General features: G+C 30.2%; 29 protein-coding genes. 25 read left to right on the forward strand and 4 right to left on the reverse strand.

Going from position 1 to position 25,530, the window contains the following annotated elements; genetic code table 11:
* Window positions 1-13 precede the first annotated feature (13 nt).
* The gene (locus H9661_RS04010) at window positions 14-1,405 is read left to right on the forward strand and encodes an amino acid permease (RefSeq protein WP_143315009.1); all 1,392 of its coding nucleotides are present in this window, start codon (window positions 14-16) and stop codon (window positions 1,403-1,405) included.
* A gap of 123 nt (window positions 1,406-1,528) precedes the next feature.
* Here the strand turns inward: H9661_RS04010 and H9661_RS04015 are convergent, their stop codons facing one another.
* Window positions 1,529-2,431: an aldo/keto reductase gene (locus tag H9661_RS04015; protein WP_191767764.1), complete on the reverse strand. Its 903-nt coding sequence runs from the start codon at window positions 2,429-2,431 to the stop codon at window positions 1,529-1,531.
* Between the two features lie 318 nt (window positions 2,432-2,749).
* Between H9661_RS04015 and H9661_RS04020 the strand changes: the two genes are divergently transcribed.
* The 10 genes from H9661_RS04020 to H9661_RS04065 all read left to right on the forward strand — a co-directional run bounded on the left by H9661_RS04020 (window position 2,750) and on the right by H9661_RS04065 (window position 11,390).
* Entirely contained in the window at window positions 2,750-3,250 is a 501-nt protein-coding gene (locus H9661_RS04020) for a GNAT family N-acetyltransferase (protein WP_191767765.1), read from the forward strand.
* 21 nt (window positions 3,251-3,271) lie between these two features.
* Window positions 3,272-3,655 (forward strand): cupin domain-containing protein, encoded by a 384-nt coding sequence (locus H9661_RS04025; RefSeq protein ID WP_143315108.1) that lies wholly within the window; start codon window positions 3,272-3,274, stop codon window positions 3,653-3,655.
* A gap of 59 nt (window positions 3,656-3,714) precedes the next feature.
* Complete coding sequence (locus H9661_RS04030) at window positions 3,715-4,866, forward strand: sensor histidine kinase (protein ID WP_191767766.1); 1,152 nt, start codon at window positions 3,715-3,717, stop codon at window positions 4,864-4,866.
* A 4-nt stretch (window positions 4,867-4,870) separates the two neighbouring features.
* Complete coding sequence (locus H9661_RS04035; protein ID WP_143315013.1) at window positions 4,871-5,512, forward strand: response regulator transcription factor; 642 nt, start codon at window positions 4,871-4,873, stop codon at window positions 5,510-5,512.
* A gap of 83 nt (window positions 5,513-5,595) precedes the next feature.
* The gene (locus H9661_RS04040; protein WP_143315014.1) at window positions 5,596-6,531 is read left to right on the forward strand and encodes an ABC transporter ATP-binding protein; all 936 of its coding nucleotides are present in this window, start codon (window positions 5,596-5,598) and stop codon (window positions 6,529-6,531) included.
* A gap of 8 nt (window positions 6,532-6,539) precedes the next feature.
* The gene (locus H9661_RS04045) at window positions 6,540-7,628 is read left to right on the forward strand and encodes an ABC transporter permease (RefSeq protein ID WP_143315015.1); all 1,089 of its coding nucleotides are present in this window, start codon (window positions 6,540-6,542) and stop codon (window positions 7,626-7,628) included.
* Entirely contained in the window at window positions 7,619-8,680 is a 1,062-nt protein-coding gene (locus H9661_RS04050) for an ABC transporter permease (protein WP_191767767.1), read from the forward strand. Before H9661_RS04045 ends, H9661_RS04050 begins: the two co-directional genes overlap by 10 nt.
* 106 nt (window positions 8,681-8,786) lie before the next feature.
* A complete protein-coding gene (locus tag H9661_RS04055; protein WP_191767768.1) occupies window positions 8,787-9,389 on the forward strand; it encodes a zinc dependent phospholipase C family protein in 603 nt (200 codons plus the stop codon).
* A gap of 57 nt (window positions 9,390-9,446) precedes the next feature.
* Entirely contained in the window at window positions 9,447-10,886 is a 1,440-nt protein-coding gene (locus H9661_RS04060) for a DEAD/DEAH box helicase (RefSeq protein WP_191767769.1), read from the forward strand.
* An 18-nt stretch (window positions 10,887-10,904) separates the two neighbouring features.
* Complete coding sequence (locus tag H9661_RS04065; protein ID WP_185966704.1) at window positions 10,905-11,390, forward strand: nucleoside deaminase; 486 nt, start codon at window positions 10,905-10,907, stop codon at window positions 11,388-11,390.
* A gap of 42 nt (window positions 11,391-11,432) precedes the next feature.
* On the opposite strand, the gene H9661_RS04070 is transcribed toward H9661_RS04065, so the two are convergent.
* The 3 genes from H9661_RS04070 to H9661_RS04080 all read right to left on the reverse strand — a co-directional run bounded on the left by H9661_RS04070 (window position 11,433) and on the right by H9661_RS04080 (window position 13,637).
* Window positions 11,433-12,050 (reverse strand): hypothetical protein, encoded by a 618-nt coding sequence (locus H9661_RS04070; protein WP_143315019.1) that lies wholly within the window; start codon window positions 12,048-12,050, stop codon window positions 11,433-11,435.
* Window positions 12,051-12,123: 73 nt separating this feature from the next.
* Window positions 12,124-13,104 (reverse strand): alpha/beta hydrolase, encoded by a 981-nt coding sequence (locus tag H9661_RS04075; RefSeq protein ID WP_191767770.1) that lies wholly within the window; start codon window positions 13,102-13,104, stop codon window positions 12,124-12,126.
* Between the two features lie 125 nt (window positions 13,105-13,229).
* On the reverse strand, window positions 13,230-13,637 hold the full coding sequence (locus H9661_RS04080) for a thioesterase domain-containing protein (protein ID WP_143315021.1): 408 nt from the start codon (window positions 13,635-13,637) through the stop codon (window positions 13,230-13,232).
* Window positions 13,638-14,028: 391 nt separating this feature from the next.
* Between H9661_RS04080 and H9661_RS04085 the strand changes: the two genes are divergently transcribed.
* From H9661_RS04085 to H9661_RS04150, 14 genes are all read left to right on the forward strand, one after another.
* Entirely contained in the window at window positions 14,029-14,490 is a 462-nt protein-coding gene (locus H9661_RS04085; RefSeq protein ID WP_143315022.1) for a MarR family winged helix-turn-helix transcriptional regulator, read from the forward strand.
* Entirely contained in the window at window positions 14,490-15,470 is a 981-nt protein-coding gene (locus H9661_RS04090) for a beta-ketoacyl-ACP synthase III (protein ID WP_143315023.1), read from the forward strand. Before H9661_RS04085 ends, H9661_RS04090 begins: the two co-directional genes overlap by 1 nt.
* A gap of 49 nt (window positions 15,471-15,519) precedes the next feature.
* A complete protein-coding gene (gene acpP / locus H9661_RS04095; RefSeq protein ID WP_143315024.1) occupies window positions 15,520-15,744 on the forward strand; it encodes an acyl carrier protein in 225 nt (74 codons plus the stop codon).
* A gap of 106 nt (window positions 15,745-15,850) precedes the next feature.
* Window positions 15,851-16,792 (forward strand): enoyl-[acyl-carrier-protein] reductase FabK, encoded by a 942-nt coding sequence (fabK, locus tag H9661_RS04100; RefSeq protein WP_191767772.1) that lies wholly within the window; start codon window positions 15,851-15,853, stop codon window positions 16,790-16,792.
* The gene (gene fabD / locus H9661_RS04105) at window positions 16,785-17,720 is read left to right on the forward strand and encodes an ACP S-malonyltransferase (protein ID WP_143315026.1); all 936 of its coding nucleotides are present in this window, start codon (window positions 16,785-16,787) and stop codon (window positions 17,718-17,720) included. Before fabK ends, fabD begins: the two co-directional genes overlap by 8 nt.
* 16 nt (window positions 17,721-17,736) lie before the next feature.
* Window positions 17,737-18,477: a 3-oxoacyl-[acyl-carrier-protein] reductase gene (gene fabG / locus H9661_RS04110; RefSeq protein WP_143315027.1), complete on the forward strand. Its 741-nt coding sequence runs from the start codon at window positions 17,737-17,739 to the stop codon at window positions 18,475-18,477.
* A 9-nt stretch (window positions 18,478-18,486) separates the two neighbouring features.
* Window positions 18,487-19,725 carry a beta-ketoacyl-ACP synthase II gene (gene fabF, locus H9661_RS04115; RefSeq protein ID WP_143315028.1) on the forward strand — a complete coding sequence of 413 codons (1,239 nt, stop codon included), beginning with the start codon at window positions 18,487-18,489 and terminating at the stop codon, window positions 19,723-19,725.
* Between the two features lie 14 nt (window positions 19,726-19,739).
* Window positions 19,740-20,240 carry an acetyl-CoA carboxylase biotin carboxyl carrier protein gene (gene accB, locus H9661_RS04120; RefSeq protein ID WP_143315029.1) on the forward strand — a complete coding sequence of 167 codons (501 nt, stop codon included), beginning with the start codon at window positions 19,740-19,742 and terminating at the stop codon, window positions 20,238-20,240.
* A 2-nt stretch (window positions 20,241-20,242) separates the two neighbouring features.
* Complete coding sequence (gene fabZ, locus H9661_RS04125) at window positions 20,243-20,665, forward strand: 3-hydroxyacyl-ACP dehydratase FabZ (protein WP_143315030.1); 423 nt, start codon at window positions 20,243-20,245, stop codon at window positions 20,663-20,665.
* A 9-nt stretch (window positions 20,666-20,674) separates the two neighbouring features.
* Window positions 20,675-22,027: an acetyl-CoA carboxylase biotin carboxylase subunit gene (locus tag H9661_RS04130; protein WP_143315031.1), complete on the forward strand. Its 1,353-nt coding sequence runs from the start codon at window positions 20,675-20,677 to the stop codon at window positions 22,025-22,027.
* Window positions 22,020-22,886 carry an acetyl-CoA carboxylase, carboxyltransferase subunit beta gene (gene accD / locus H9661_RS04135; RefSeq protein WP_143315110.1) on the forward strand — a complete coding sequence of 289 codons (867 nt, stop codon included), beginning with the start codon at window positions 22,020-22,022 and terminating at the stop codon, window positions 22,884-22,886. Before H9661_RS04130 ends, accD begins: the two co-directional genes overlap by 8 nt.
* The gene (locus tag H9661_RS04140; RefSeq protein ID WP_191767773.1) at window positions 22,879-23,694 is read left to right on the forward strand and encodes an acetyl-CoA carboxylase carboxyltransferase subunit alpha; all 816 of its coding nucleotides are present in this window, start codon (window positions 22,879-22,881) and stop codon (window positions 23,692-23,694) included. The genes accD and H9661_RS04140 overlap by 8 nt, the downstream gene beginning before the upstream one ends.
* Before the next feature lie 217 nt (window positions 23,695-23,911).
* Entirely contained in the window at window positions 23,912-24,844 is a 933-nt protein-coding gene (locus H9661_RS04145) for a DUF4003 family protein (RefSeq protein ID WP_191767774.1), read from the forward strand.
* 29 nt (window positions 24,845-24,873) lie between these two features.
* A complete protein-coding gene (locus H9661_RS04150) occupies window positions 24,874-25,290 on the forward strand; it encodes a HutP family protein (RefSeq protein ID WP_143315034.1) in 417 nt (138 codons plus the stop codon).
* Window positions 25,291-25,530 lie beyond the last annotated feature (240 nt).

Below are 25,530 nucleotides of genomic sequence, written 5' to 3' on the forward strand. Positions count from 1 at the left end.
TTAGGAGGGCATTATGAATATTTTTAAGAAAAAATCCGTAGATCAAGTTTTGAAAGATGCCAATAAGACAGCTTTAAAGAAAAATCTTAAAGCTAAAGATATAGCTGCTTTTGGTATAGGTGCAGTGGTAGGAGTGGGAATTTTTGTTGCAACGGGAGAAGGTGCACACTTAGCAGGGCCTGCAGTAATTATTTCATTTATCATAGCTGGTATAGTTGCTTGCCTTTGTGCATTAAATTATTGTGAACTTTCAACTATGTTTCCAGTAGCAGGAAGTACATATTCTTATTCCTATATTGTGTTTGGAGAAATAATTGCAATGATAATTGGATGGTGTCTCACTGCAGAATATTTAGTTGCTTGTAGTGCTGTAGCATCTGGATGGTCAGGGACATTTGTTGGTATATTAAAATCAATGGGAATAACATTACCTGCAACTTTTATTGCATCACCAAGTAAAGGTGGAATAGTTGATTTGCCTGCTGTTTTAATTATTGCAGTAATAACTTATATTTTATTTTATGGCATGAAGGAAAGTGCAAGGGTAAATAACCTAATAGTAGGTATAAAAATAGCTATTATTATTATATTTGTAGCCCTTGGGGTAGGACATATAGATACAGCTAATTATCAACCTTTTGCTCCATTTGGATTTGGTGGAATCTTTGCAGCAACAGCTACTATTTTCTTTTCTTTTATAGGTTTTGATGCGATATCAACAGCAGCAGAAGAAGCTGAAAATCCTAAAAGAGATATTCCTTTAGGGCTTATTATTTGTCTAATAGCTGTTACGATACTTTATGTTGCTGTTGCTTTTGTACTTACAGGAATGGTACCATTCAAAGAAATAATTTCTGAAAATGCTGTACCAGGGGCTTTAGCAAGTGTAGGTATTAATTGGGGTGCAGCATTAGTTGGAACAGGAGCTATACTTGGAATGATCTCTACTATGATGGTAGTACTTTATGGTCAAGTTAGAGTGTTTATGGTTATGTCAAGAGATGGACTTTTGCCAAAAATATTTTCAAAGGTACATCCTACACATAAAACGCCATATGTTTCAACAATTATAACTGGTAGTATAGCAGCAGTAATAGCTGGATTTTTGCCATTAGATTTCATTGTGCAATTTTTAAGCATAGGAACATTAATAAGCTTTATAGTTGTATCATTAGCTGTTATAGTACTTAGAATTACTATGCCAAATTTCAAAAGAATGTTTAAAGCTCCTGGAGTTCCATTTACTCCAGCAATAGCAATAATATGTTGTTTAGTATTATTGAGTAGATTACATATAAAAACTTGGATAGGATTTCTAGTTTGGCTTTTCATAGGACTTTTAATGTATTATTTTTATGGAAGAAAGCATAGCTTGCTACAACATGAAGAAAACAGAGAAGAGTAATGGAAATTTTAGTAATAAGTAAAAGCAAATCTTAAAATGAAAAGTATATCTTGTTATGATGAGTAACAAAATATACTTTTTTATTATATAAATGGTCTTTTATATAGATTAAATTATTTAGGTCTATGGAATATCATGACCTAATGAAGCAACATAAATTTCAAACCATTGTTCTTTTGTTAATTTGATTTTTGTAGCATTAACGGCAGAATGTATACGATTTAAATTGCTGGAGCCAACAATTGGAATCATCTTGGCAGGATGATTTAGAAGCCAGGCATATGCAATTTCATCAATTGAACTCGCAGAAGTCTCCCATTTTACCTTTTCTAATACTTTTCTAATATTTAATGTTTTAGTATCTTCATTAGTAAATAATGTGCCGCCAGCAAGTGGAGACCATATCATTGGAGAAATTCTTTTTTCTAGCATTAAGTCAATAGTGCCGTTTTTAAATTGTTCTAAGTTTAAGACTGAAGCTTCAATTTGGTTGGTGACCAAAGGAAAATCTAAATAGGAACTTAGTAAGTTGAATTGTGATGGGAGAAAGTTAGAAACACCAAAATTTAAGACTTTCCCATCTTTTTTTAACTTGGTAAATGCCTCAGAAACTTCTGAAGGATCCATTAACGGATCAGGCCTATGTATTAATAATAAATCAATATAGTCTGTATTAAAGTTTTTAAGAGAATTGTTAACAGAATTAATTATATGACTGCTGCTAGTGTTATAAATATGTGCCTTGTAATTTGGTCTTTTTTCACATGGAAAGACTATGCCACATTTGGTTACTAATTGAATTTCTTTTCTAAGTGATGGTTTTAGTGAAAGGGCTTCTCCAAACTTTTCTTCACAGGTAAAAGCGCCATATATATCAGCATGATCCATAGTAGTAATACCTAGAGAAACTACCTCTTCTATTAATTTTAAAAGTTCTTCTTTTGATAAATTCCATTGATCCAATCTCCAGTATCCATGTACGATTTTGGACATAGATAGAGATTCGTTTAATTTAACGTTCATCATAAACAATCATCTCCTACTAAAAGTCATAAATATAATTATAGTTTAAGCTATTATATCATTTACAAAACTTATTTGTAATGATTTATCTACTTGGTATTGAAATTATTTTGGTAATATTTTAAATAGCAAAGTTAAGTATATTCTTGTATGGTAGTATTCTTAAGAATATGCTGATTTAATGCTGGTTTGCATAGAATTTATTTAAAAATGGTTGTAAATTAAAACCTATTATTATATGCTAAAAAGTAGGGAAGTTTTTGATAAATTATAGAATATTGGCAGAAGTAATTATATTTACAAATGATTGGGGGAGTTAATATGAAGATTGAGATAATTAAAATGGAAAAATATCATTGGGAAAATGTAAAAGATATATATTTTCAAGGGATTAGCACTAATATAGCCACTTTTCAAAGAAGCGTTCCAACATTTCAGGAATGGGATAGTAGTCATATAAAGGAATGTAGGTTAGTTGCTAGCTTTGGAGAAAAAGTTTTAGGATGGACTGCTTTAAGTAAAGTTTCTAGCAGATGTGTTTATAATGGTGTGGCAGAAGTAAGTATTTATATAGGAGAAGAGTTCAGAGGAAAAGGGGTTGGGAAGGCTTTATTGAATGCTCTTATAAAAGAATCAGAAGAAAATGGATTTTGGACACTGCAATCAGGAATAATTAGAGAAAATGTAAATAGTATAGAATTACATAAAATGTGTGGGTTTAGAGAACTAGGAATAAGGGAAAAGGTTGCAAGAATGAGTAACGGTGTATGGCATGATGTAGTTTTAATGGAGCGTAGAAGTGCTGTTACAGGAATAAATTAGATTTTGAGAGGAATGATTAAAATGGACCAGTTAAATATATATAATAAAATGGATTCAATTTTTGCTAAGAAAGCTAATGGTACAGAAGTAAATTATTTTATATTTGATGAATATGAAATTCATTTAAATAACATGCCTCCAAATTCAATACAAGAATGGCATAAACATTTAACAATTGAAGAATCACTTTTAGTTACAAAAGGTGAAGTAAGTGTTAAATGGAGAGATGATAAGAGGGAGTATAGTAAAAAGGTAACTAAAGATATGATAGTTAGAGTGAAAGATTCTATTCATACTATTGAAAATATAACAAATGAATGGGCGAAATTTGTTGTTTTTAGAATGGTTCCATCTGGTGAGAGTAAACGAGATATTATTAAAAATGATAAAATAAATATTTTATAGTCAATATGCTTTTAAGGAACATAGTTATAAAAATATAATGCTAGACAGGATTGTTGCTAATGTATAAAAGTAAGGAATTATTAGCTGTAAGATATATAAGTTTTTTTATATTGTTTGTACAGATATTTATAGAAAATAATAATGATAAATTTTTAAGTACCATTTTTATATTGAGTATTATAATAAATAATCAATTAAGGATTAATTTTATTGAAGATAGTAAAAAGTTATGTTTATCCGTTTTTATTGAAGTGATTATAGTATCATTTAGTGAGTGTTATTTTGGAGGATGTATTGTATTTTACCTGCTTGGAGCATTAATAGATGTATTTGTAATTAAAAATAAAGCTAGTAAGAATTTGTTGATAATTATGATTAATTTAATTTCAGTAATAATATCTATAACAAATTGGAGTGAGGAATGGTTTGTTACAATGTTTTTATTACCGATAATTACATTTTTGTTAGCTTATGTTGAAAAACTTTATAATAGTAAACTAGATGCTCAAAGTCTTTATGATAAATTAAGAATATCTGAAATAAAGCTTAAAGAAGTAAATAAAAATCTTGAAAACTATGCTGATTCTATTGAAGAATTAACAAGATTAAAAGAACGGAATAGAATCTCAAGGGAAATTCATGACAGTGTTGGACATGCATTATCTACATCAATGATTCAACTAGCTGCTATGGAAAGTATTTCACAAAAAGAAAATCCAAAGATTGGAGAAATGGCAAGAGAATTAAGGAAGTTTATAAATGATAGCCTAATAGATGTAAGAAGTGCTGTTAGGGAATTAAAGTCTGATGAATACGATAGTTATCAAGGGGTTTTTAGACTGGAGGAGATTTGCAAAAATTTCGAAAAACTTTCGGGAGTGAAGATTAAAACACAAATAGCAAAAAGTAATTGGCGTTTGACGCAAAAACAATTTCATCATTTAGAAAAGATAACAAAAGAATCTTTATCTAATTCATTAAAGCATGGTAAAGCTACTTTAATAAATGTAGTAATAAATTTTACTCTAGATGAGTTTGTAATTTCATTCAAGGACAATGGAGTAGGAACTAAAAAAATACTAGAAAGTGGAATTGGCTTAACGGGAATAAGGGAAAGAGTTCAGGAGATGGATGGGATATTGGAAATGAAGTCACAGGAAGGTAAAGGGTTTTTTATTAAAATAATAATACCAAAAGAGATGGAGGGTTAAGACATTGGACAGAATAAAACTTTTAATAGTAGATGATGAAAAACTCATAAGAGAAGGCATAAAAATAATGATGTCAACCTTTGAAGATATTGAAGTTATAGGTACAGCTGAGAATGGATATGAAGCTTTAGAAGTGTGCAAGAGAGAAAATGTGGATATAGTGTTAATGGATATTAGAATGAAAACTTGTGATGGTGTTATGGGAACAAGACTTATTAAAGAACAATTTGAAAAGATTAAAGTTTTAATACTTACTACCTTTAAGGATAAGATGTATATTGAGGAAGCCTTGAATTATGGTGCTTTTGGGTATCTTTTAAAAGACAGTTCTTATGAGGTGATTTATGAAGGAGTCAAAAGTGCACATAAAGGTAATATGGCATTAAATCCACAGGTTGCTAAGGAAATATTCAATTTAAGCAATGGAACGAAAAAGATTAATATAGAAAAGCTTAATCTTTCTGAAAAAGAGGTTAAAATAATTGAAGGAATAGCAAGTGGACTTACCAATAAAGAAATATCAGATAAATTATTTTTATCTGAAGGTACAATAAAAAATAATATAACAAATATACTAGCTAAACTTAAGCTAAGGGATAGAACACAAATTGCAATTTTTGCTTTTAAAAATAGAATAGTGACTTAAGTCATTTAAGTAGTGACTATAAGGTATGGTTAACACTCCTAGGTTATCGTATTATAAATTTAAGATAATCTAGGAGGTTTTTTATGAAGGTTATAGAGATAAATAATATATCTAAACGATTTAGTGATAAGCTTGTTCTTGATAATATAAGCTTTCAGGTAGATAAGGGAGAAATATTTGGGCTACTTGGACCAAACGGTGCTGGAAAGTCTACATTAATAAATATAATTGTTAATATATTGATACCTGATAGTGGGAAAATAGTTATATGTGGCAATGATGTTGTAAAAGACTCAATAGAATCAAAGAAGCACATAGGTTATGTTCCACAAGATATAGCTTTAATGGAGAACTTAAATGCTTATGATAATTTGGAGTTTTTTGGAGTATTATATGGATTAAAAGGAACATTGCTTAAGCATAGAATAAATGAAGTGTTAGATATTGTAGGATTAAGGGATAAGAAAAAGGAAAAGGTTAAAAAATTTTCAGGTGGGATGAAGAGAAGATTAAACATAGCAGCTGCAATTATGCATCATCCGGAGGTTCTAATTTTAGATGAACCAACAGTAGGGGTAGATCCACAATCAAGACAGCATATATTTAATTTTATTAAGAAGATAGGAAAGGAATGGGGGACAACAGTTCTTTATACATCACATTATATGGAAGAGGTTGAAGAGTTATGTGAGAGAGTTATGATTATGGATCTAGGTGTAGAAATTGCTTATGGTAATAAGGAAGATATTAAATATTCAGTATTTCCCAATAATAAAGTAGTTATTGATACAAATGGGATAAAAGGGCAAACTATTTTAAGTATTAGAGAAATTAATGGAGTAATAAAGGTTACAGAGAATGAAAAATCTATAAGCTTAACTGTAAATGATAAGTTTAAGCTTGGGGAGTGTTTGAGAATATTTGAAGAAGAAGATATAAGTGTAAATAAGATCAGCTATGAAGAAGCAAAACTTGAAGATGTTTTCTTAACTCTTACAGGGAAAAATCTTAGGGATTAGGAGAGAAAATGAAACTTTTAGTTTACTTGAAAACAACATTTAAAGGGGTAATTGCAACTTTGGTACCGACTTTAGCTATGTTTATACTATTACCTGTTGTTATAGCAGGAGTCATGGGCTTTGTAAAGAGTGATGAAGGTGAAAATTCATTAAAGTTGAAACAGCTTAAGGTTAGCATTATAGATGAGGATAACTCTAAAGCATCTAATTCATTAATAGAATTTTTAAAAACCGATGATATAAATAAGCTTATAGAAGTAACTAATTATGGTGATGCTTATATTAAGATTCCCAAAGGGTATGAAGAAAGTTTATTATTACAAAAAGATAGCAATATTATATTAGAGGAAAGTGGTAAAGGACATTCTGTATTGAGTACATTAAAGGTTGTAATTGATAAATATCATGAAAATTTAAATTTAGTTCGGCATGGAGAAAATGCTCGGGAATTATCTAAAATATTAAATGAAAGCTTTATAGAGAATGAGATAATTGATTATAAAAAAGATTTGACTTCTTATGAGTTAATGGCATCTACTTTAAGTGAATTTGTAATTAGTATGATGATTCTTAATTTGATTAGAGCTAGTTATGTTGAGGTTTCAAGAAATATAAATATGAGAATTTTAGTCACACCGATAACTAGACAAAGAGTACTAGTATATGAGTCCATTGGAATCTTTTTTTATTCATTCATAATTTTACTTTGCTACACATTATTCTTTAAAGCATTTGGGATAGCCTTTAAGGGAAGTTTATTAGTAATTTTAGAAATAATAATTCCAGCAGCATTATTGATAACAACTATGAGTAAATTTATAACTTGTTGTATTGGTAAAAAATATGGGCAAGTTGTTGGAATTATGATATTTGCTTTGCCAATTTTAGGAATGGAGATGTTTACTGGAAAAGGAAACTTATTAGCTAAATTTGCACCAACACATTATATTACAAAGGCATTTGAGTCGTTCAGTTTAAATGGAAGTATAACAGGGAGTGAGAAAGAATTATTATGGATAATTGGAATTTCAATATTGCTATTTATAATAGTTTTTATAAAAGAAGGGATAAGTAAGGGGGGAAGAAGGTGCGCTTAATAAGGATAACTCTAATCAATATGAAAAGATATTTAAAAAATCCTCTAATTATTATTATGTCATTTGTTTTCCCAGTTGCTATGGCTATTGGAATAATGGGAGATAGTAACGATAATAGTAAAGTTATTGGCATAATTGATAGTGATAAATCTGAGTATTCAGAGAACCTTATCGGTAATCTTTCAGATAATTATAAAGTTATAACATATACTGGTATAGCAGAAGAAAATTTTGATGCATTGAGAAATAACCAGGTTGGAGCTTTATATGTAATAGATAATGGCTTTCAGAAAAATATTCAAAACAAAGTAGCACCTCAAATTAAAGCATACAAAAAACAAGATGAAAGTGGTGCTATTATAGCTGAGAATACAATTGATAAGTATATAAAAGAAAAATTACAGGATAATTTCAATGTAAGTAAAAATTTAATATCAACTAGCATTGAAAAAGATGAAAGTAAAGATAATACCGATTTTATCATTGCAACTTTGATGATTTGTTATTTTATGATGATAGGATCATCAATAATTACTGAAGATATTATAAAGTTAAAGGCCTGCAAAGTTTTAAAAAGAACCATAGTTACACCTAATTCTGATAGACAAATATTAGGTGGAATGTTTCTCGGAACTTTTATAATACAGGCAATATTAAGCTCAGTAGCATTTATAGTAGTTAGTGAGGTAATAACCTTAAGTAATATGAACATTTTATTAGGAATACTAGTGATAACTTTATGTAGCTTGGTTTCAACATCAATAATTGTAGCTACAAATAGGTGGATAAAGATACCATCAATGGCGAATTTAACTGTTGTCATGGTTTCTTTAATTAGTTTTATTTTAGGTATTATGAATATGAGTTTACTTGAATTTTCTAATGTGCCAAATATATTTATTAGATTATCATTAATTTCTCCGTTTTATTGGTTTATAGAAATATTAAATAATGTATCTTTAATTAAGGCAATATTCGTTTTGATACTGACTTCTCTAGTATTTTTCACATGTGGTAGCTTTAAACTTAGAGGGTTTATTGAAGAAGACTAAAACATATAAGGTAGGTTAATAAATATTTATTTTATATTAACTTACCTATAATTTGCTCTTAACTTTTTTAAGGTAGAATAAAGAAAAATGTTAGGAGTGATTATATATGGATACATTACTTCATGGAAAACTTGGAAAGATTTTAGGAGAAGATCTAAATAGAAGAGGATACAATATTAATGTAGGTTATTTTATTTATGGGAGTATGTTGCCAGATATAAGTCCATTTTATAGATTTTCAATGCATACTAAAGAAACTAATTATACTGATGTAATTAAACTTATGAAGGATTTAGTGATTGGAAATGACAAGTTAACAGTAAGAAGCATATCTATTAAGTTAGGAATGTTAAATCACTATTTATGTGACTTCTTTACTTTTCCTCATAATAGAGGATTTAAGGAGTCAATAATTCAACATGAGCTTTATGAACAGGTACAAAGAATAGTTCTATGGAGCAAACTTCAGAAAATATGGAATAAGTATTCTGAAGAGGCAAAAATTAAACTAAGAACTTTTGAAGAAATAATAATGTATATTGAAGATATGCATTTGATTTATAATAATAACTTAAGTAATAGAGAAAGAGACATATATTTCATGAGCATATTATCTAGAGTTGTATCTTCTTCGTTATTAGATTTAAGAAGAAAATGTTCTTCTGATATTGAAACAAAAGTTGAGAATATTAAAGTAAGTTGTTTATAAGAATATATGATGTATAATAATAGTTATACATTATATATTTTACATGAGGAGAAAAATATGAATAACGAATTTAATAGATTTAAATTGAGCGAGGATATCTTAAAATCCTTAAAAGCTTTAGATTATAAAAAACCAACAGAGGTTCAAGAAAGTGTTATAAATGAAGCGCTATATAATAAGGACTTAATAGTAAAAGCACAAACAGGAACGGGAAAAACAGCATCTTTTGTTATTCCACTTTGTGAAAAAGTGATATGGGAAGAAAATTTGCCACAGGTTTTAATTCTTAGTCCTACAAGGGAACTTGCACTTCAAATAGCTGAAGATGTAAGAAATATTGGAAGATTTAAAAGGATTAAGGGAATAGCAGTTTATGGAAAGTCGCCTTTTAAGGATCAAGCAAGAGAATTAAAGGGAAAAACTCATATGGTTATTGGGACTCCAGGAAGAGTTTTAGATCATATAGACAGAGGTAGTTTTAATACTAAAGGTATAAGGTATTTAGTTATTGATGAAGCAGATGAAATGCTCAACATGGGCTTTATAAAGCAAGTTGAAGGAATTCTTCGAAGGATACCAAAAAAAAGAGTAACTATGCTTTTTTCAGCTACTTTACCAGAGGAAATAAAAATTCTATGCGAAAAGTATATGAATAAGCCTAAAGATATAGAGGTTAAGAGTGAGGGGGTAATTACGGATAAAATAGATCACTATATTTATAGGGCTCTAGAAGAAGAAAAGTTAGATAATTTAATTAGGCTTTTAATTAAAGAGAGACCTGAAACAGCAGTGATTTTTTGCAAGACAAAAGAGAGAGTTGATTTAGTTTATGAAAAGTTAAGAAAAAAAAGATTTTCTATAGATAAAATTCACGGTGGAATGCTTCAAAAAGAAAGAATAGAAGCAATGGAAAGATATAAGAAAGGTGCTTTTAGAATATTAGTAGCTACAGATGTTGCTTCAAGAGGAATTGATGTGGAAGGAATAACTCATGTAGTTAATTTTGATGTGCCAGTTGAAAAGGAAGCCTATGTCCATAGAATAGGAAGGACAGGGAGAGCTGGGAGGAAAGGGAAGGCAATAACTTTTGTTACTTCATATGAAGAGAAACTTTTTGAAGAAATTCAACAATACATAGATTTTAAAGTGCCAGAAAGAAACTTGAAGGAATTAGAATTAAGTAAGGATGAAGAAATAATAGGAAATGAATTTCTTAGGAAGACTGGTACCCAAAAAGCATTAAAAGCAAAAGAGGTTAATAAAGGGATAACAAAGTTATATTTAAACGGAGGAAAAAAGAAAAAGATTAGAGCATTAGATTTAGTCGGAACTATTTCAAACATTAATGGTATTACATCAGAAGATATTGGTATAATTGATATACAAGATATGGGATCTTATGTGGAAATATTAAATGGTAAAGGGAAAATAGTACTTGAAGCTTTACAAAATATGACTGTAAAAGGCAAAAAATTAAGAGTTGAAAAGGCAAGATAAAGTTTGGGGGAGTTTTTGGTGAATGATGAAGAGATAATGAGAAAATGTATAGAGGAAGCTATTAAAGGAGTAAAGAATGGTGAAGGTGGTCCATTTGGAGCGGCTATTGTTAAAGATCATGAAATAATAGCTTTAGGGCATAATACTGTGATTAAGGACAATGATCCAACAGCTCATGGCGAAGTTAATGTAATAAGAGCAGCTTGTGAAAAACTTGGAACATTCCAATTAGATGATTGTATTATTTATACTTCAGCAGAACCATGTCCAATGTGTTTATCAGCTATAATGTGGGCTGGAATAAAAAAAGTATATTTTGGGTGCAGCGCTGAAGACACTGAAAAAATAGGGTTTGCAGATAAATTTATATATGATTTTCTTAGAAATGAAAAACCTATAAATGGATTGGAAGTTATACCTCTATTAAGAGAGGAATCTTTAAAAGCCTTCAATGTTTGGTCAGGAAAAACTGATAAAATTGATTATGATCCAAGAGGAATATAAAAAATAATGGCAGTTGATTGCAATCAGCTGCCATTATTTTTATTACCTAAGTTTTATAGTATTTTCTAAAGTAGGAACATGTTGAAATTGAATTTTTTTGTTATTGTATAAGAAGTCAACTGAATTAATCCATTCACCAGCATATGATGATTGTTTAAAAGTTTCAGTTAATATCTTAGTAGTCACTGCTCCTCCTGTAGTACCTTCAAAATAAGTATTGCCCCATTTTATAGATGTATTATTAGCTAAATCTTTTAAATTTATGGTAGCTTTGTTTATTCCATTTATATTTTCTACCTTAAGAACTTCAATAGGTAGTCCTTTAAATTCTTTTATTGAAAGCTCTTTAGCAAGTTTAGAGAGTTTTTCCTTAAGTGATAAACTATCATCAATTTGAATTGTGCTATCAATTTGTGCTTTCAAGTTATTAATATCAACAGTATAAATTGATAAAGTAACTAATTTAGGAGTAGAAGTATTGGAATTTTTAGTGTCCTTTGATGTTGTATCTGTACTATTTTGTGAATCTTGTTCTTTTTTTTGATTATTAGAATTTTCAGTTAAAGTCTTTGTGTCATTGTCAGGCTTTTCGTTTGAAGAGCAAGATATAAGAGTTAGACCCAAAGTTAGACATAATATAAAGGAAAATAACTTTTTCATAATATACACCTCCTACTATTATTTAATATAATTATATAATAAATAGATAAATATAACAATATCTTATATTATTCTACAAAGGAGAGTTATTAATCATGAAGGTTAAAACTTTGAAAATTAAATTTTTCAAATCTTCATCTCCCAAGTTTGATAAATCATGGTCAGTATTATTAAGTGTAACAAGACTGACTTTATTACCAAAAGCTTTACTAGAATCATACAAATTAGAAGAATTAGTATATGGAACCATAGTGTCAGCCTTGCTATGAACAATAAGGGTCTTAGGAAGCCCTTCTTTTACATAGTTAATGGGGCTAAATTTTTTTATATATTCATCTTTATTTTTTATTGATGAAATGAACGGAATTGATTCTTTAATTGCAAGATTTTCATCTAAACTTGATAGATCAGTAGGACCAAAAAAGTCTATAAGATACTTTATTTTGTAAGGATATTCTTTAAGAGAACCATCATCTACAAATTCTTCATTATCAGAGTAAGTAGCTAAAAGAGAAAGATGTGCTCCGGCAGAGATGCCAATAACACCAATTTCATTTACATTAAAATTATAAGTGGTTTTATTTTTATATATCCATCTTATAGAATCTTTTACATCTGAAACTTGCTTAGAAAAATTCACATTCTTATTTAATAGTTCATAGGAAACGCTTATGATTGTATATCCCTGGTTAAGGAAAGATTTTAAAATTGGTGATAATACCTTGGGGAATTCGCTGTTTCCATAAGCCCAACTTCCGCCATGAACGTAAAGAATTACGGGGGATCCCTTTGATGGTATATTTTCTGGCCTGTAAATATCTAAATATACAGGAGTATTCTTTGTATTTTTGTATTGAATAGTTTCCTTCTTTAAATCATCAGTATTAGCACCAACAAGTAGTGAGGATGAGTCAAGAGAACTAAATTCATTTTTATATAAATCATATTGTCTATATATGTCATAATAAAGTGATAGTCTTTGTCTAAATATTATAGTAATAAAAATGATAGAAATGAGAGAAACTAATAAAAAGTATTTTAAAAATTTTTTCAATTACAATATAACCTCCATTTTATTATTCTTGTAACTTTATCATTTTATTATATACTATTTTTAATAAGTTTTATGAAAAGAATATTATTTTAGTATTTCTAATTTGAATATGTATTGAAAAATTGCTATTCCAATTTGGGGATAAGAGTGTTGTTGATTATATTTACAATCTCCCAAGTATTGTTATCTATAAAGAAATGCCCACCAGAAAACTTTAAAAAAGTACATTTGTTATTAGTATGCTCTTTCCACTTTTCTAGGTTATTGATCGTCAGATAGTCCTTTTCACCATATAAAATTGTGAGATCACAGTTGAGTTTATTAGCTTTAATAGTATATGTGTATTCTTCTACAACTTTAAAATCTGCTCTTAAAACTGGGAGAAAAATTTTAGCCCAATCGTCGTTTTCTAACACTTCTATAGGAGTTTCTCCTAGCCTTAAAAGTTCTTTTTTGAACTCGACGTCGTTTAAATTATGAATGGATCTATAATCACTCTTTATAAAAGAAAATTTATATAACAAAAGGAGCAAAAGAAAAGTTTTGTTTTATGGATGAGAGTGGTGAGTTTCAGTATATGGACAACTATTCTTAAACTTAGTTTTCTTTATATTACTTATAGAAAATAGCATTAATATAGTATTGCTTATTTCAAAATTAGGAGTGGTTTATAGTAATAAAAGTAAAAAAGATGAGGAATAATAACAAAGATTACTAAAAAAAATTTAGAATATGCAAAACCTTCATGTACAAAGAAATGAAATATTAATAGTTTTTACCATGTAAACTTCAAAGTTGTTGACAAAGTATTTTGATTGTAGTATATTTTGAGTATCAAAGTATTTTTGCTGCTTTGGCTATTTCCGGTTCCCATGGGAGAAATTCTTTTGTGGGGCTAGATACTATTAGAAGTGGAGGATTTTAATGGAAGTGGGAAATAGAGTGATGAACAAATTATTCGTTCAGCTTTTTAATGATATTTTGGAAATTGAAGAAAAGACTTTAAAAAATGGGCCACTTCAAGATATTTCTATAACAGAGATGCATACAATTGAAGGAATAGGCATGTATAAAGAAAGAACTATGACAGAAGTTGCTCAAGATTTAAGAATAACTGTTGGAACTTTAACTACAGCTATTAATAAGTTAATTAAAAAGGGCTATGTTGAACGAAAAAGAATAGAAGAAGATAGAAGAGTAGTGCTAATTCGTTTAACAAAGAAAGGAAAACTTGCTTATAGATTACATGAAAAATTCCATAACGATATGGTTAGTCAAACTATCGAGGGATTAAATGAAGAAGAAGAAAAAATATTGATTTCATCCTTAGATAAGATAAATGTATTCTTTAAAGGAAAAATAGTAAGTATTGGTAAGGAGAAATAATGGAAGTGATTAATATTAAAGGGTATGGAGCGTATGCGCCACCCCTTGTAGTATCAAATGAAGATCTTAGTAAAATCGTAGATACTAGCAATGAATGGATTGTAACTAGAACTGGAATTGAGGAAAGAAGAATTTCTCAGGGAGAAGATACATCTATGTTAGCTACAAAAGCGGCTCAAATAGCGTTAAGTAGAGCAGATGTGTTGGCAGAAGAGATTGATTTGATAGTAGTTGCAACAATAACTCCGGATATGGCTACGCCATCTGTTGCGTGTATGGTCCAGAAAGCTACAGGAGCTAAAAATGCTATGGCCTTTGATGTTAGTGCAGCATGCTCTGGGTTTATTTATGGATTAGAAATTGCCTTTTCCATGATGAATAATAATAGTAAGTTTAAAAAAGCTATTGTTATTGGGGCAGAAGTGCTTTCGAAAATATTAGATTGGGAAGACAGAAGTACTTGTGTATTATTTGGAGATGGTGCAGGGGCAGTAGTTTTATCAAAAGAAGAATCAGATGAAAATAAGGTTGTAAGCTTTTATTCATTATCTGAGGGGGAAAAAGGCGATGCTCTTTGTTCAGGATCTTTTGATGTGCTTAATCCGTTTGTTGAAAACCCTATAGTTAAAAATAAAAAGGTAGCAATGGATGGAAAAGAAGTATTTAAGTTTGCTTCAACTGCAATGGTTAATTCTATCAAAGAATTACTAAAGGTAAATAATCTTTCTTTAGATGAAATTGATTATTTAGTACCTCATCAAGCTAATATAAGAATAATAGAATATGCAGCTAAGAAGCTTGGAGTGGGTATAGAAAAATTTTATATAAACTTACAAAAGTATGGAAATACTTCGTCGGCAACTATTCCACTTGCATTAAATGAGATGTATGAAGCTGGAATGCTGACAAAAGGAAAGAAACTGATAATGGTTGGTTTCGGTGGTGGCTTAACATTTGGTTCAACATTGATTGAATTATAAATATAAATTTTTAGTTAGGAATTATTTGATTTTTTAGGAGGATTTTAAAATGATATTTGAAGAAATTAGAGAAGTAATATGTGAACAATTAGAGGTATCAAAGGAGGAAGTTTTATTAGATACTACTTTTGAAGATTTAGGAGCAGATTCGTTAGATTTATTCCAAGTAGTTATTGAAATAGAAGAGAAGTATGGAATACAACTTGAAGATGCAGAAAAGATTAAAAGTGTTAGAGACGCAGTTAATTACGTAGAAGCACAAGTTAAGGCATAATAAAATATTTTACTTAATAAATCGGGGGTTAAAAGTTAGTTTCCCGATTTATTATTTATTTGAAATTAGATTGTTTAATATAGTAGGGATTTAGGAGGATATTTTAATGAAGAGTAGTAGGATTTGTGAATTGTTTAATATACAATATCCAATAATTCAAGGAGGAATGGCTTGGATTGCAGATTCATCCTTGGCTGCAGCAGTTAGTGAAGCTGGAGGGCTTGGTATAATAACTGGAACAGCACCTATTGAATGGATTAGAAGTGAAATAAGAAAAACAAAAGAGCTTACTGACAAACCTTTTGGAGTAAATATAATGTTAATGATGCCAAATGCTGATGATGTGGCAAAATTAGTATGTGAAGAAAAAGTACCTGTAGTTACAACTGGTGCAGGAAGTCCAGCGAAATATATGGATATGTGGAAAGAACATGGAATTAAAGTTGTTCCAGTAGTTGCTTCTGTTGCACTAGCAAAGAGGATGGAGAAAGCTGGAGCTGATGCCATAATAGCTGAAGGAACTGAATCAGGTGGACATATAGGTCAATTAACAACAATGGCTTTAGTGCCGCAAGTGGTTGATGCTGTTGAAATACCAGTTTTAGCAGCAGGAGGAATTGGCGATGGAAGAGGAATGGCAGCAAGTTTTATGCTTGGAGCTGAAGGGGTACAGATTGGTACAAGATTCTTAGTAGCTAATGAATGTACAGTTCATGAAAATTATAAAGCTAAAGTTATTAAAGCAAAAGATATTGATACAGATGTGACTGGTAAATCTACAGGACATCCAGTTAGAGTTATAAAAAATAAAATGTCAAAGCAGTATTTAAAATTAGAGATGAAGGATGTAACGCCAGAAGAACTAGAAGCTTTAGGAGCTGGAGCATTAAGAAAAGCTGCAGTAGAGGGCGATGTAGATAATGGATCAGTTATGGCTGGTCAAATATCAGGACTTATAAAAGAAGAGCAAAGTGCAAAAGAAATTATTGAAGAAATTATAAATGAAACAAATGAAATATTAAGATATTTTGGAGGACAAAATGAATAATAAAGTAGCTTTTTTGTTTGCAGGGCAGGGAGCACAATATGTTGGAATGGCTAAAGAGTTATATGACAATATTCCAGAGTGCAAAGAGATTTTCGATAAAGGAGAAGAAATTCTAAAGATGCCTATTAAAGATTTAATATTTAATGGGCCAGAAGAAGAACTAATGCTTACTGAAAATGCTCAACCGGCTATCGTATTAACAGAGCTGGCTATATTAAAAGCATTGAAAGATAGAGGAGTAGAATGTAATTCTTCTGCAGGACTTTCTCTTGGAGAATATGTATCATTAATAAATGATGGTGTATTGAGTTTTGAAGATGGATTATTACTTGTAAAAGAAAGAGGAAGAATTATGGGGTGTGCCCTCCCAAAAGGACTTGGGAAAATGGCAGCTATAATGAGACTAGATGATGAAAAAGTTGAAAAACTAATAAGTCAAGCTAAAACTTTTGGAGTATGCGAAGGAGCAAACTATAATTGTCCAGGGCAAGTTGTAATTGCAGGGGAGAATGAGGCGATAGAAAAAGCTGTTGAAATAGCGAAAGATTTTGGTGGAAAAGGAATAGAGCTTAAAGTAAGTGGACCATTTCATAGTTCATTATTGAAAGATGCAAGTGATAAATTCTATGAAACTATTGAAGGTGTTAATGTAAATAAACTACAAGGTAAGGTATATTCAAATATTAAGGGTGAATTATATAGAGAAGATGATGATATAAGGTTATTATTAAAAAACCATATAATGTCACCAGTTTATTTTGAGAAAATTATCAGAAATATGATTAATGATGGTGTTGATACTTTTGTAGAAATTGGACCAGGAAAAGCTTTAAGAGGTTTTGTGAAAAAAATTGACAGGAGTGCCAATGTATTGAATGTTGAAGATTTACAATCATTAAATAATACATTAGATATGTTAATAAAATAGATTAGGAGGTTTTTCTATGTTAACTGGAAAATGTGCAATTGTAACAGGTGGAGCCAAAGGAATAGGAAGAGCTATAGCTATAAAACTTGCATCATTAGGTGCAAACATAGTTCTTAATTACAGAAGTAGTGAAGAAAAAGCTATAGAAGTGGAAAATGAAATTAAGGAATTAGGTGTTGAAGTATTAAGAGTTAAGGGTGATATCAGCAATATTGAGGATGTCGAAAACCTAATTAACAAAGCAAAAGAGAAATTTGGAAAAATAGATATAATGATAAATAATGCAGGGATAACTAAAGATACTTTAATCTTAAGAATGAGTAAAGATGATTTTGATTCAGTAATTGATGTTAATCTAAAGGGAGTATTTAATTGCCTAAAAGTTATAACTCCAGTTATGGTTAAGCAAAGAAGTGGAAGAATAATAAATATGTCTTCTGTGGTTGGATTAGTTGGTAATGCAGGGCAAGTAAATTATGCAGCTTCTAAAGCAGGGGTTATAGGAATGACTAAATCACTTGCAAAAGAAATTGGAGCAAGAGGGATAACAGTAAATGCTGTTGCACCAGGATTTATAGAAACAGATATGACTGAAGTTTTAGGCGACAAATTTAAAGAAGAAGCTAAGAAAGAAATTCCACTAAAGAGATTAGGTAAACCAGAAGATGTAGCAGAGGTTGTTGCTTTCCTTACAAGTGATGGCGCTAGTTATGTAACAGGGCAAGTTATTAATGTAGACGGCGGAATGGTTATGTAGGAGGATATTATGAGTAGAAAAGTTGTAATCACAGGAATGGGAGCTGTAACACCAATAGGAAATAATGTAGAAACTTATTGGAACAGTGTAAAAGAAGGTAAACTTGGAATAGACTATATTAAAAATTTAGACAGCGAAAATCTTGATGTAAAAATAGCAGGGGAAGTAAAAGATTTTAGTCCAGAAGAACTTATAGGAAAAAAGGAAGCTAGAAGACTTGATAGATTTACTCAATTTGCATTAGTAGCAGCAGATGAAGCTATAAAGAATTCAGGATTAGATTTAGAAAAAGTAGATAAAAAGAGATTTGGAGTTTATGTAGGTTCTGGTATAGGTGGTCTTATGACTATAGACGCAGATATAAGAAAGCATGAAAATAGCACTAATAAGAGAGTTTCTCCATTTTTTATAACAATGGCTATAGTAAATTTAGTAGCAGGAAATATAGCAATAAGATATGGAGCAAAGGGACCATGTACTTCTATGGTTACAGCTTGCGCTACTGGGAATAATAATATAGGTGAAGCTTTTAGATTAATTAAAAACGGATATGCAGATGTTATGATAGCAGGAGGAAGTGAAGCTTCTATCACACCTATAGGTCTTGGTGGATTCTATAGCATGAAAGCTTTAAGTCCAACTGAAGATCCAATTAGAGCATCAATTCCATTCGATAAAGATAGAAATGGATTTGTAATGGGTGAAGGTGGAGCTGTCCTTGTACTTGAAACTGAGGAATCAGCAGTAAAGAGAGGTGCTACAATACTTGCAGAGATAGTTGGGTATGGAAGTACTTGTGACGCTTATCATATAACAAGTCCAGATCCAGAAGGTGAAGGTGCAGCTGATGCTATGTTAGATGCTATTGCTGAAGCAGGAATAGCTAAAGAAGAAGTATCATATATTAATGCACATGGAACATCTACGCCATTAAATGATAAATATGAAACAATTGCAATAAAGAAAGCATTAGGTGAACATGCTTATAAAGTACCAGTTTCTTCAACTAAATCTATGACAGGACATTTATTAGGTGGAGCTGGAGCTATTGAAGCAGTTGTTTGTGTAAAATCTCTTATGGATGGTTTTGTTCCAGCAACTATAGGATTAAAGAATGTAGATGAAGGATTAGATTTAGATTATGTACCAAATATTGGTAGAAAGCAAGAATTAAAATATGTTTTATCTAATTCGTTAGGATTTGGAGGACATAATGCTACATTACTTTTCAAAAAGTGGGAAAAGTAGTAGGAGGTAATAAAATGAATTTTAAAGAAGTTAAAGAGTTAATAGATACAATTAATTCATCAGATATAGCACTATTTGAAATAAAGACAGAAAATATTGAAATAAAAATGGATAAATCTTTTAGTAGAGGTAATAGTGTAGAAAAAAAGACAGTTACAGATGAAAATTTAGTTGTTAAATCAAAAGAAACAAATAAAGAAACAAATGTTGAAAAGGAACTTAAACCTGATACTTCGCTAAAGGTCTCAGAAGAAACAATTGAAAATGATGAGGAGTTAACTGTAATTAAATCTCCTATGGTGGGAACGTACTATAGTGCTTCATCACCAGATAGTGATGCTTTTGCAAAGGTTGGCGATAACATTAATGTAGGAGATACATTATGTATAATTGAAGCTATGAAACTAATGAACGAGATTGAAGCTGAAGTTAAAGGTACTATTAAAAAAGTCTTAGTGAAAGATGGAGAAATGGTAGAATACGGTCAACCTATCTTCATGGTTAAGGAGGATTAATTATGATGGGTATAAAAGAAATACAAGAAATATTGCCTCATAGATATCCATTTCTATTAGTTGATAGAGTTACAGAAGTTATTGAAGGAAAAAGCGTTAAGGGATATAAAAATGTTACTATGAATGAACCTTTTTTCCAAGGACATTTTCCAGGTGAGCCAATAATGCCAGGAGTACTTGTATTAGAAGCATTAGCTCAAGTTGGAGGCATAGCTATATTGCAAATGGATCAATATAAAGGAAAGATTCCTTTATTTGCTGGAGCAGATAAAGTTAGATGGAGAAAGCAAGTTGTGCCAGGAGATAAATTAGAATTAAGTTGCGAAATAATAAAGTTGAGAGGCCCTATTGGAATTGGAAAAGGTATAGCTACTGTTGAAGGCAAGATAGCCTGTGAAGCAGAGATAATGTTTGCAATAGGATAGGTGGATAAAATGTTTAAGAAAATACTTATTGCCAATAGAGGAGAAATAGCCGTTAGAATAATTAGAGCTTGTAGAGAAATGGGAATTTTAACAGTAGCTGTTTATTCTGATATTGATAAAGAAGCTCTTCATACTCAACTTGCAGATGAAGCAGTATGTATTGGACCTGCAGCAGCTAAAGATAGTTATTTAAATGAAGCAAATATAATTAGTGCTTGTGTTTTAACAGGTGCTGAGGCTATACATCCAGGTTTTGGTTTCTTATCAGAAAACTCAAAGTTTGCTAAGATGTGTCAAGAGTGTAATATCACATTTATAGGACCGGATTACACTTCAATCGAACTTATGGGAAATAAGGCTGCAGCAAGAAGACTTATGAAAGAAGCTGGAGTTCCTGTTGTTCCAGGATTTGAAGGTGTAATCGATAATGAAGACCATGGTGTTAGCATTGCAAAAGAAATTGGATATCCTGTAATGATAAAAGCATCAGCTGGCGGTGGTGGAAAGGGAATCAGAATTGCCTTTAATGAAGAAGAGTTTAGAAAAGGCTTTAATACAGCAAAAGCAGAGGCAAAAGCATGTTTTGGTGATGATACTCTTTATATTGAAAAGTTTGTTGAAAAACCAAGGCATATTGAGTTTCAAGTTTTAGCAGATGAACATGGGAATGTAATTCATTTAGGAGAAAGAGAATGTTCCCTTCAAAGAAAAAATCAAAAAGTATTAGAAGAAGCACCATCAACATTTCTATCTGAAGAATTAAGAAATGAAATGGGTGAAATAGCTAAAAGAGCTGCAAAAGCAGCTAATTATAAGAATGCAGGAACCATTGAATTTTTAGTAGATAAACATTGTAATTATTATTTTATGGAAATGAATACAAGAATTCAAGTTGAGCATCCTATTACAGAAATGATTACTCGTGTTGATATAGTAAAGGAACAGTTGAAAATAGCAGCTGGACTTCCACTTGAATTAGCACAAGAAGACATTAAGCTTAGAGGACATGCAATTGAATGTAGAATAAATGCTGAAGATCCAAGTAAAAATTTTATGCCATGTCCAGGAAAAATAGAAGAATTATATGTTCCTGGTGGTATGGGAATAAGATTGGATTCAGCTGCATATTGTGGATATAAAATACCACATTGTTATGATTCTATGATTGCTAAGCTTATAGCATTTGGCCAAGATAGGGATGAAGCTATTATAAAGATGAAAAGAGCTCTAGGTGAATTCGGTGTTGGTGGAGTAAAAACAAATATTGATTTTCAATATTCGCTTTTAGAACAAGAAGAATTTTTAAAAGGAGAATATGATACTTCTTTTATCGGAGAAAAGATGGTGATTGGAAATGCTTAAGGATTTATTTAAAAAGAGTCAGTATGCTACTGTAAAGAACATTAGTAGAGATAGCGAAGATAAACCCAATATTCCTTCTGGGCTATGGGCAAAATGTGATAAGTGCGGAAGTATTATCTATAAAGAAGATTTAATCAGTAATTATTATGTTTGCACTAGTTGTAAAAATCATCTTAGAATAAAAGCTAGCACGAGGATTGAGTTGTTCTTTGATAAAGGTTCATTTAGAGCTTATGGAGAAGAGATAAAAACATCAAATCCATTGAAGTTTAAAGGATATGAAGAAAAAGTTGTTAAAGGAAAAAAGAGTACTGATAGTAGTGAGGCGGTAGTTACAGGAATTGCTAAGGTAAATGGAATTGAAGTAGCTACAGCAGTTATGGATAGCTTTTTTATGATGGGAAGCATGGGATCTGTAGTTGGTGAAAGAATTACATCTATAGTTGAATATGCAACTGAAAACAGATTGCCATTAATTATATTTACTACTTCAGGTGGAGCAAGAATGCAAGAAGGAATTATTTCACTTATGCAAATGGCAAAGGTAAGTGCAGCTATTGCAAAACATGATGATGCAGGACTATTGTATATCACTGTTTTGACTGATCCAACAACTGGAGGTGTCACTGCTAGTTTTGCTATGGAAGGCGATATTATAATTAGTGAACCTAATGCTTTAGTCGGATTTGCAGGAAGAAGAGTAATTGAAGATACAATAAAGGAAGTTTTACCTGATGATTTCCAAAAGGCTGAATTTTTATTAAAAAAAGGATTTATAGATACTATTATAGATAGAAGAAACTTAAGAAAAGAAATTTATAATATTTTGTCTATACATGAGGTGAAGAATTATGGGTAGAGATATTATAAAAGCAACAGCTTGGGATAAGGTAAATATTGCTAGACATAAAGAAAGACCTACTGGAGCATTTTATATAGAAAATATATTTAATAATTTTTTAGAATTGCATGGAGATAGATTGTTTGGAGATGATGGAGCAGTAATAGGTGGAATAGCTACTATTGAAGGTAGACCTGTTACAGTTATATCTATATCAAAGGGAGCTAATACTAAAGAAAATATACAGAGAAATTTTGGTATGCCAAAGCCGGAAGGGTATAGAAAAGCTTTAAGACTTATGAAAAATGCAGAAAAATTTAAGAGACCAGTAATCTGTTTTATCGATACTCCAGGAGCTTTCTGTGGAGTTGATGCTGAAGAAAGAGGGCAGGGTGAAGCAATTGCAAGAAATTTGCTTGAAATGAGTAGGCTTAAAACTCCAATAATATCAGTTTTAATGGGAGAAGGAGGAAGTGGTGGTGCACTTGCATTAGGTGTTGCTGATAGAGTCTTAATGCTTGAAAACTCTATATATTCAATACTTTCACCAGAAGGGTTTGCTTCTATACTGTGGAAAGATGGAAGTAAAGCTAAGGAAGCTGCTGAAGTTATGAAAATAACTGCAGAGAACTTAAAGCAATATAACATAATTGATAAAGTTATATCTGAGCCAAGAGGCGGAGCTCATAAGAATCCTATAAAAATGGTTGAGATACTAAAAAGTGTTATAGTAGAAGAATTAAAATATTTGAGCAAATCATCAATAGATGAAATTGTATCAGAAAGATACAAGAAATTTAGACATATGGGAAATTTTAATTCCTAGAAATTAACCTTTCAAATTTAAGAGCATAACTTAAATTTGAAAGGTTTTTGCCTTCTAAATACATAAAATGAAAGATTAAAGGAAAGTTGTCCAGAGTTTAGAAAATGATTAGGAAGTTTTAAAAAATACAAGATTTTCTTTAATAAAAAATATCCAAGATAAATTATTTTTATGGTATTATATAAGAAGAGAATAACATATAAAAAAGGATGATGATATGGATATTGAGCTGAGAAGTAAGGTTGATTTACTTTCTGAGAATTATAGAGAGGTAAAAAAAGTTTTAAGATGGTATGGGAGAAGATTAAATATAGTTGAAGCACTTTTGTATGGTAGAACAGATAAAGAAATTGATTTAAAAAAAGTGAAGGAAGTTAGAAGATATTTAGATTTAGTAACTTCAAGAGAAATTAATTTTACCAAGAAGTTTAAAAATATATTCTCAATTTTGATAAATGAAAATAAGGAATACAAAAAAGTATATGGAGATACTCTTGAAGTTTATAAGCATTTAATTTCTAAAGGATTTTTAGAAGAAGAAATTACTTTGTTTTCTTCATTTATGTTAGCAAATAGATTTTGTGATGAAGAATTAGATAGTAAATTACAGAGATTATTAGAAGTTAAGAATGCGTTAAATGGCGATGATTATATTGGATATGCATTGTTAGCAACAACTAGTAAACCAATTGATGTTATTAAAAACGAGTTTAATTTAGTATCAGAAAATATAAGACAAGCAGGAAATTGTAATGAAGATATGATAAAAAGTCTTACATTTTCTCTTATTTTAGAAGATAAAGAAATTGAAAAGAAGGTAGAAAAAGCATTTGAAATAGTGTGTAACATAAAAAGTGAAATGTCTTTTTTACCATTTGATGCTTATCCTTTATTAGGATTAGCGGCTATGTTAATAGATGATTCGGAGAACTTTTCTAAAGAAATTAAAGATGTTTATGATATGGTAAATGAGAAAAAAACTTTTAAGTTCTTTTTAAATAAAGAGCTGAAATTGCTTTTTTCAATAGGAATAGTTCTAGATAGGTATATAGAGGAAGTAAAGGCTGATCTAATTGATATAAGTATTAATGATGAAATGAACATTCTATTAACATTAGAAGAATGTATAGTTTTTTCAGTTTGTCGCTAAAATTTTATTTTACGAATGGAGATAAATAAATGAGTGGTGAGACTAGTACTCAAGTTGCAAAAATTGCAACAAGAATGGCTATTAGTAGTAGAGAAGAAGAAGAATTCCTTAAGAATGAGTATGCAAAGTTGTCTGCAAAGGTTACAGCTGTAAATATAGGTGGAAATATAAATGAGTCAATTCATAAAATATTAGAAAGAGCATTGGTTGCATCAAAGAGAAATGGACTTATTCGAGAAGAACATCTTCATGAAGGTGCTGTAATAGGTGCTACTAGGGATGCTCTAATGCAAATAAGTACTAGAGCCAATGGACAAAATGTAGGTGGTAAAGTTGGTATTGCAAGAAAAGGTGAACATATTTCTGTATGCATATTTTTAAGTATAGGGCTTCTGCATTTAGATGAAGTTGTTATTGGTATAGGACATAGATCCTTGCCAGAATAGTTAGATAGAAATAAAAAAGATTAGGATTATAATCCTGATCTTTTTTTTGTAAAAAATACAAAAGGTGATTTCTATAGATTTAATTAAATTATAAATAAAATTCAAAAATGATCAAAATATATCTTGACTATAATGAATTATGCAATTAATATATAAAAGACAAAAACTAATAGTTAAGTATTTTTAAATATGAAAACGTTTATTAGTAAATGAATTATTTTGTAATATAGTGTCAATAAT

Source organism: Clostridium cibarium, assembly GCF_014836335.1.
GTDB classification, from domain to species: Bacteria; Bacillota; Clostridia; order Clostridiales; family Clostridiaceae; genus Clostridium; species Clostridium cibarium.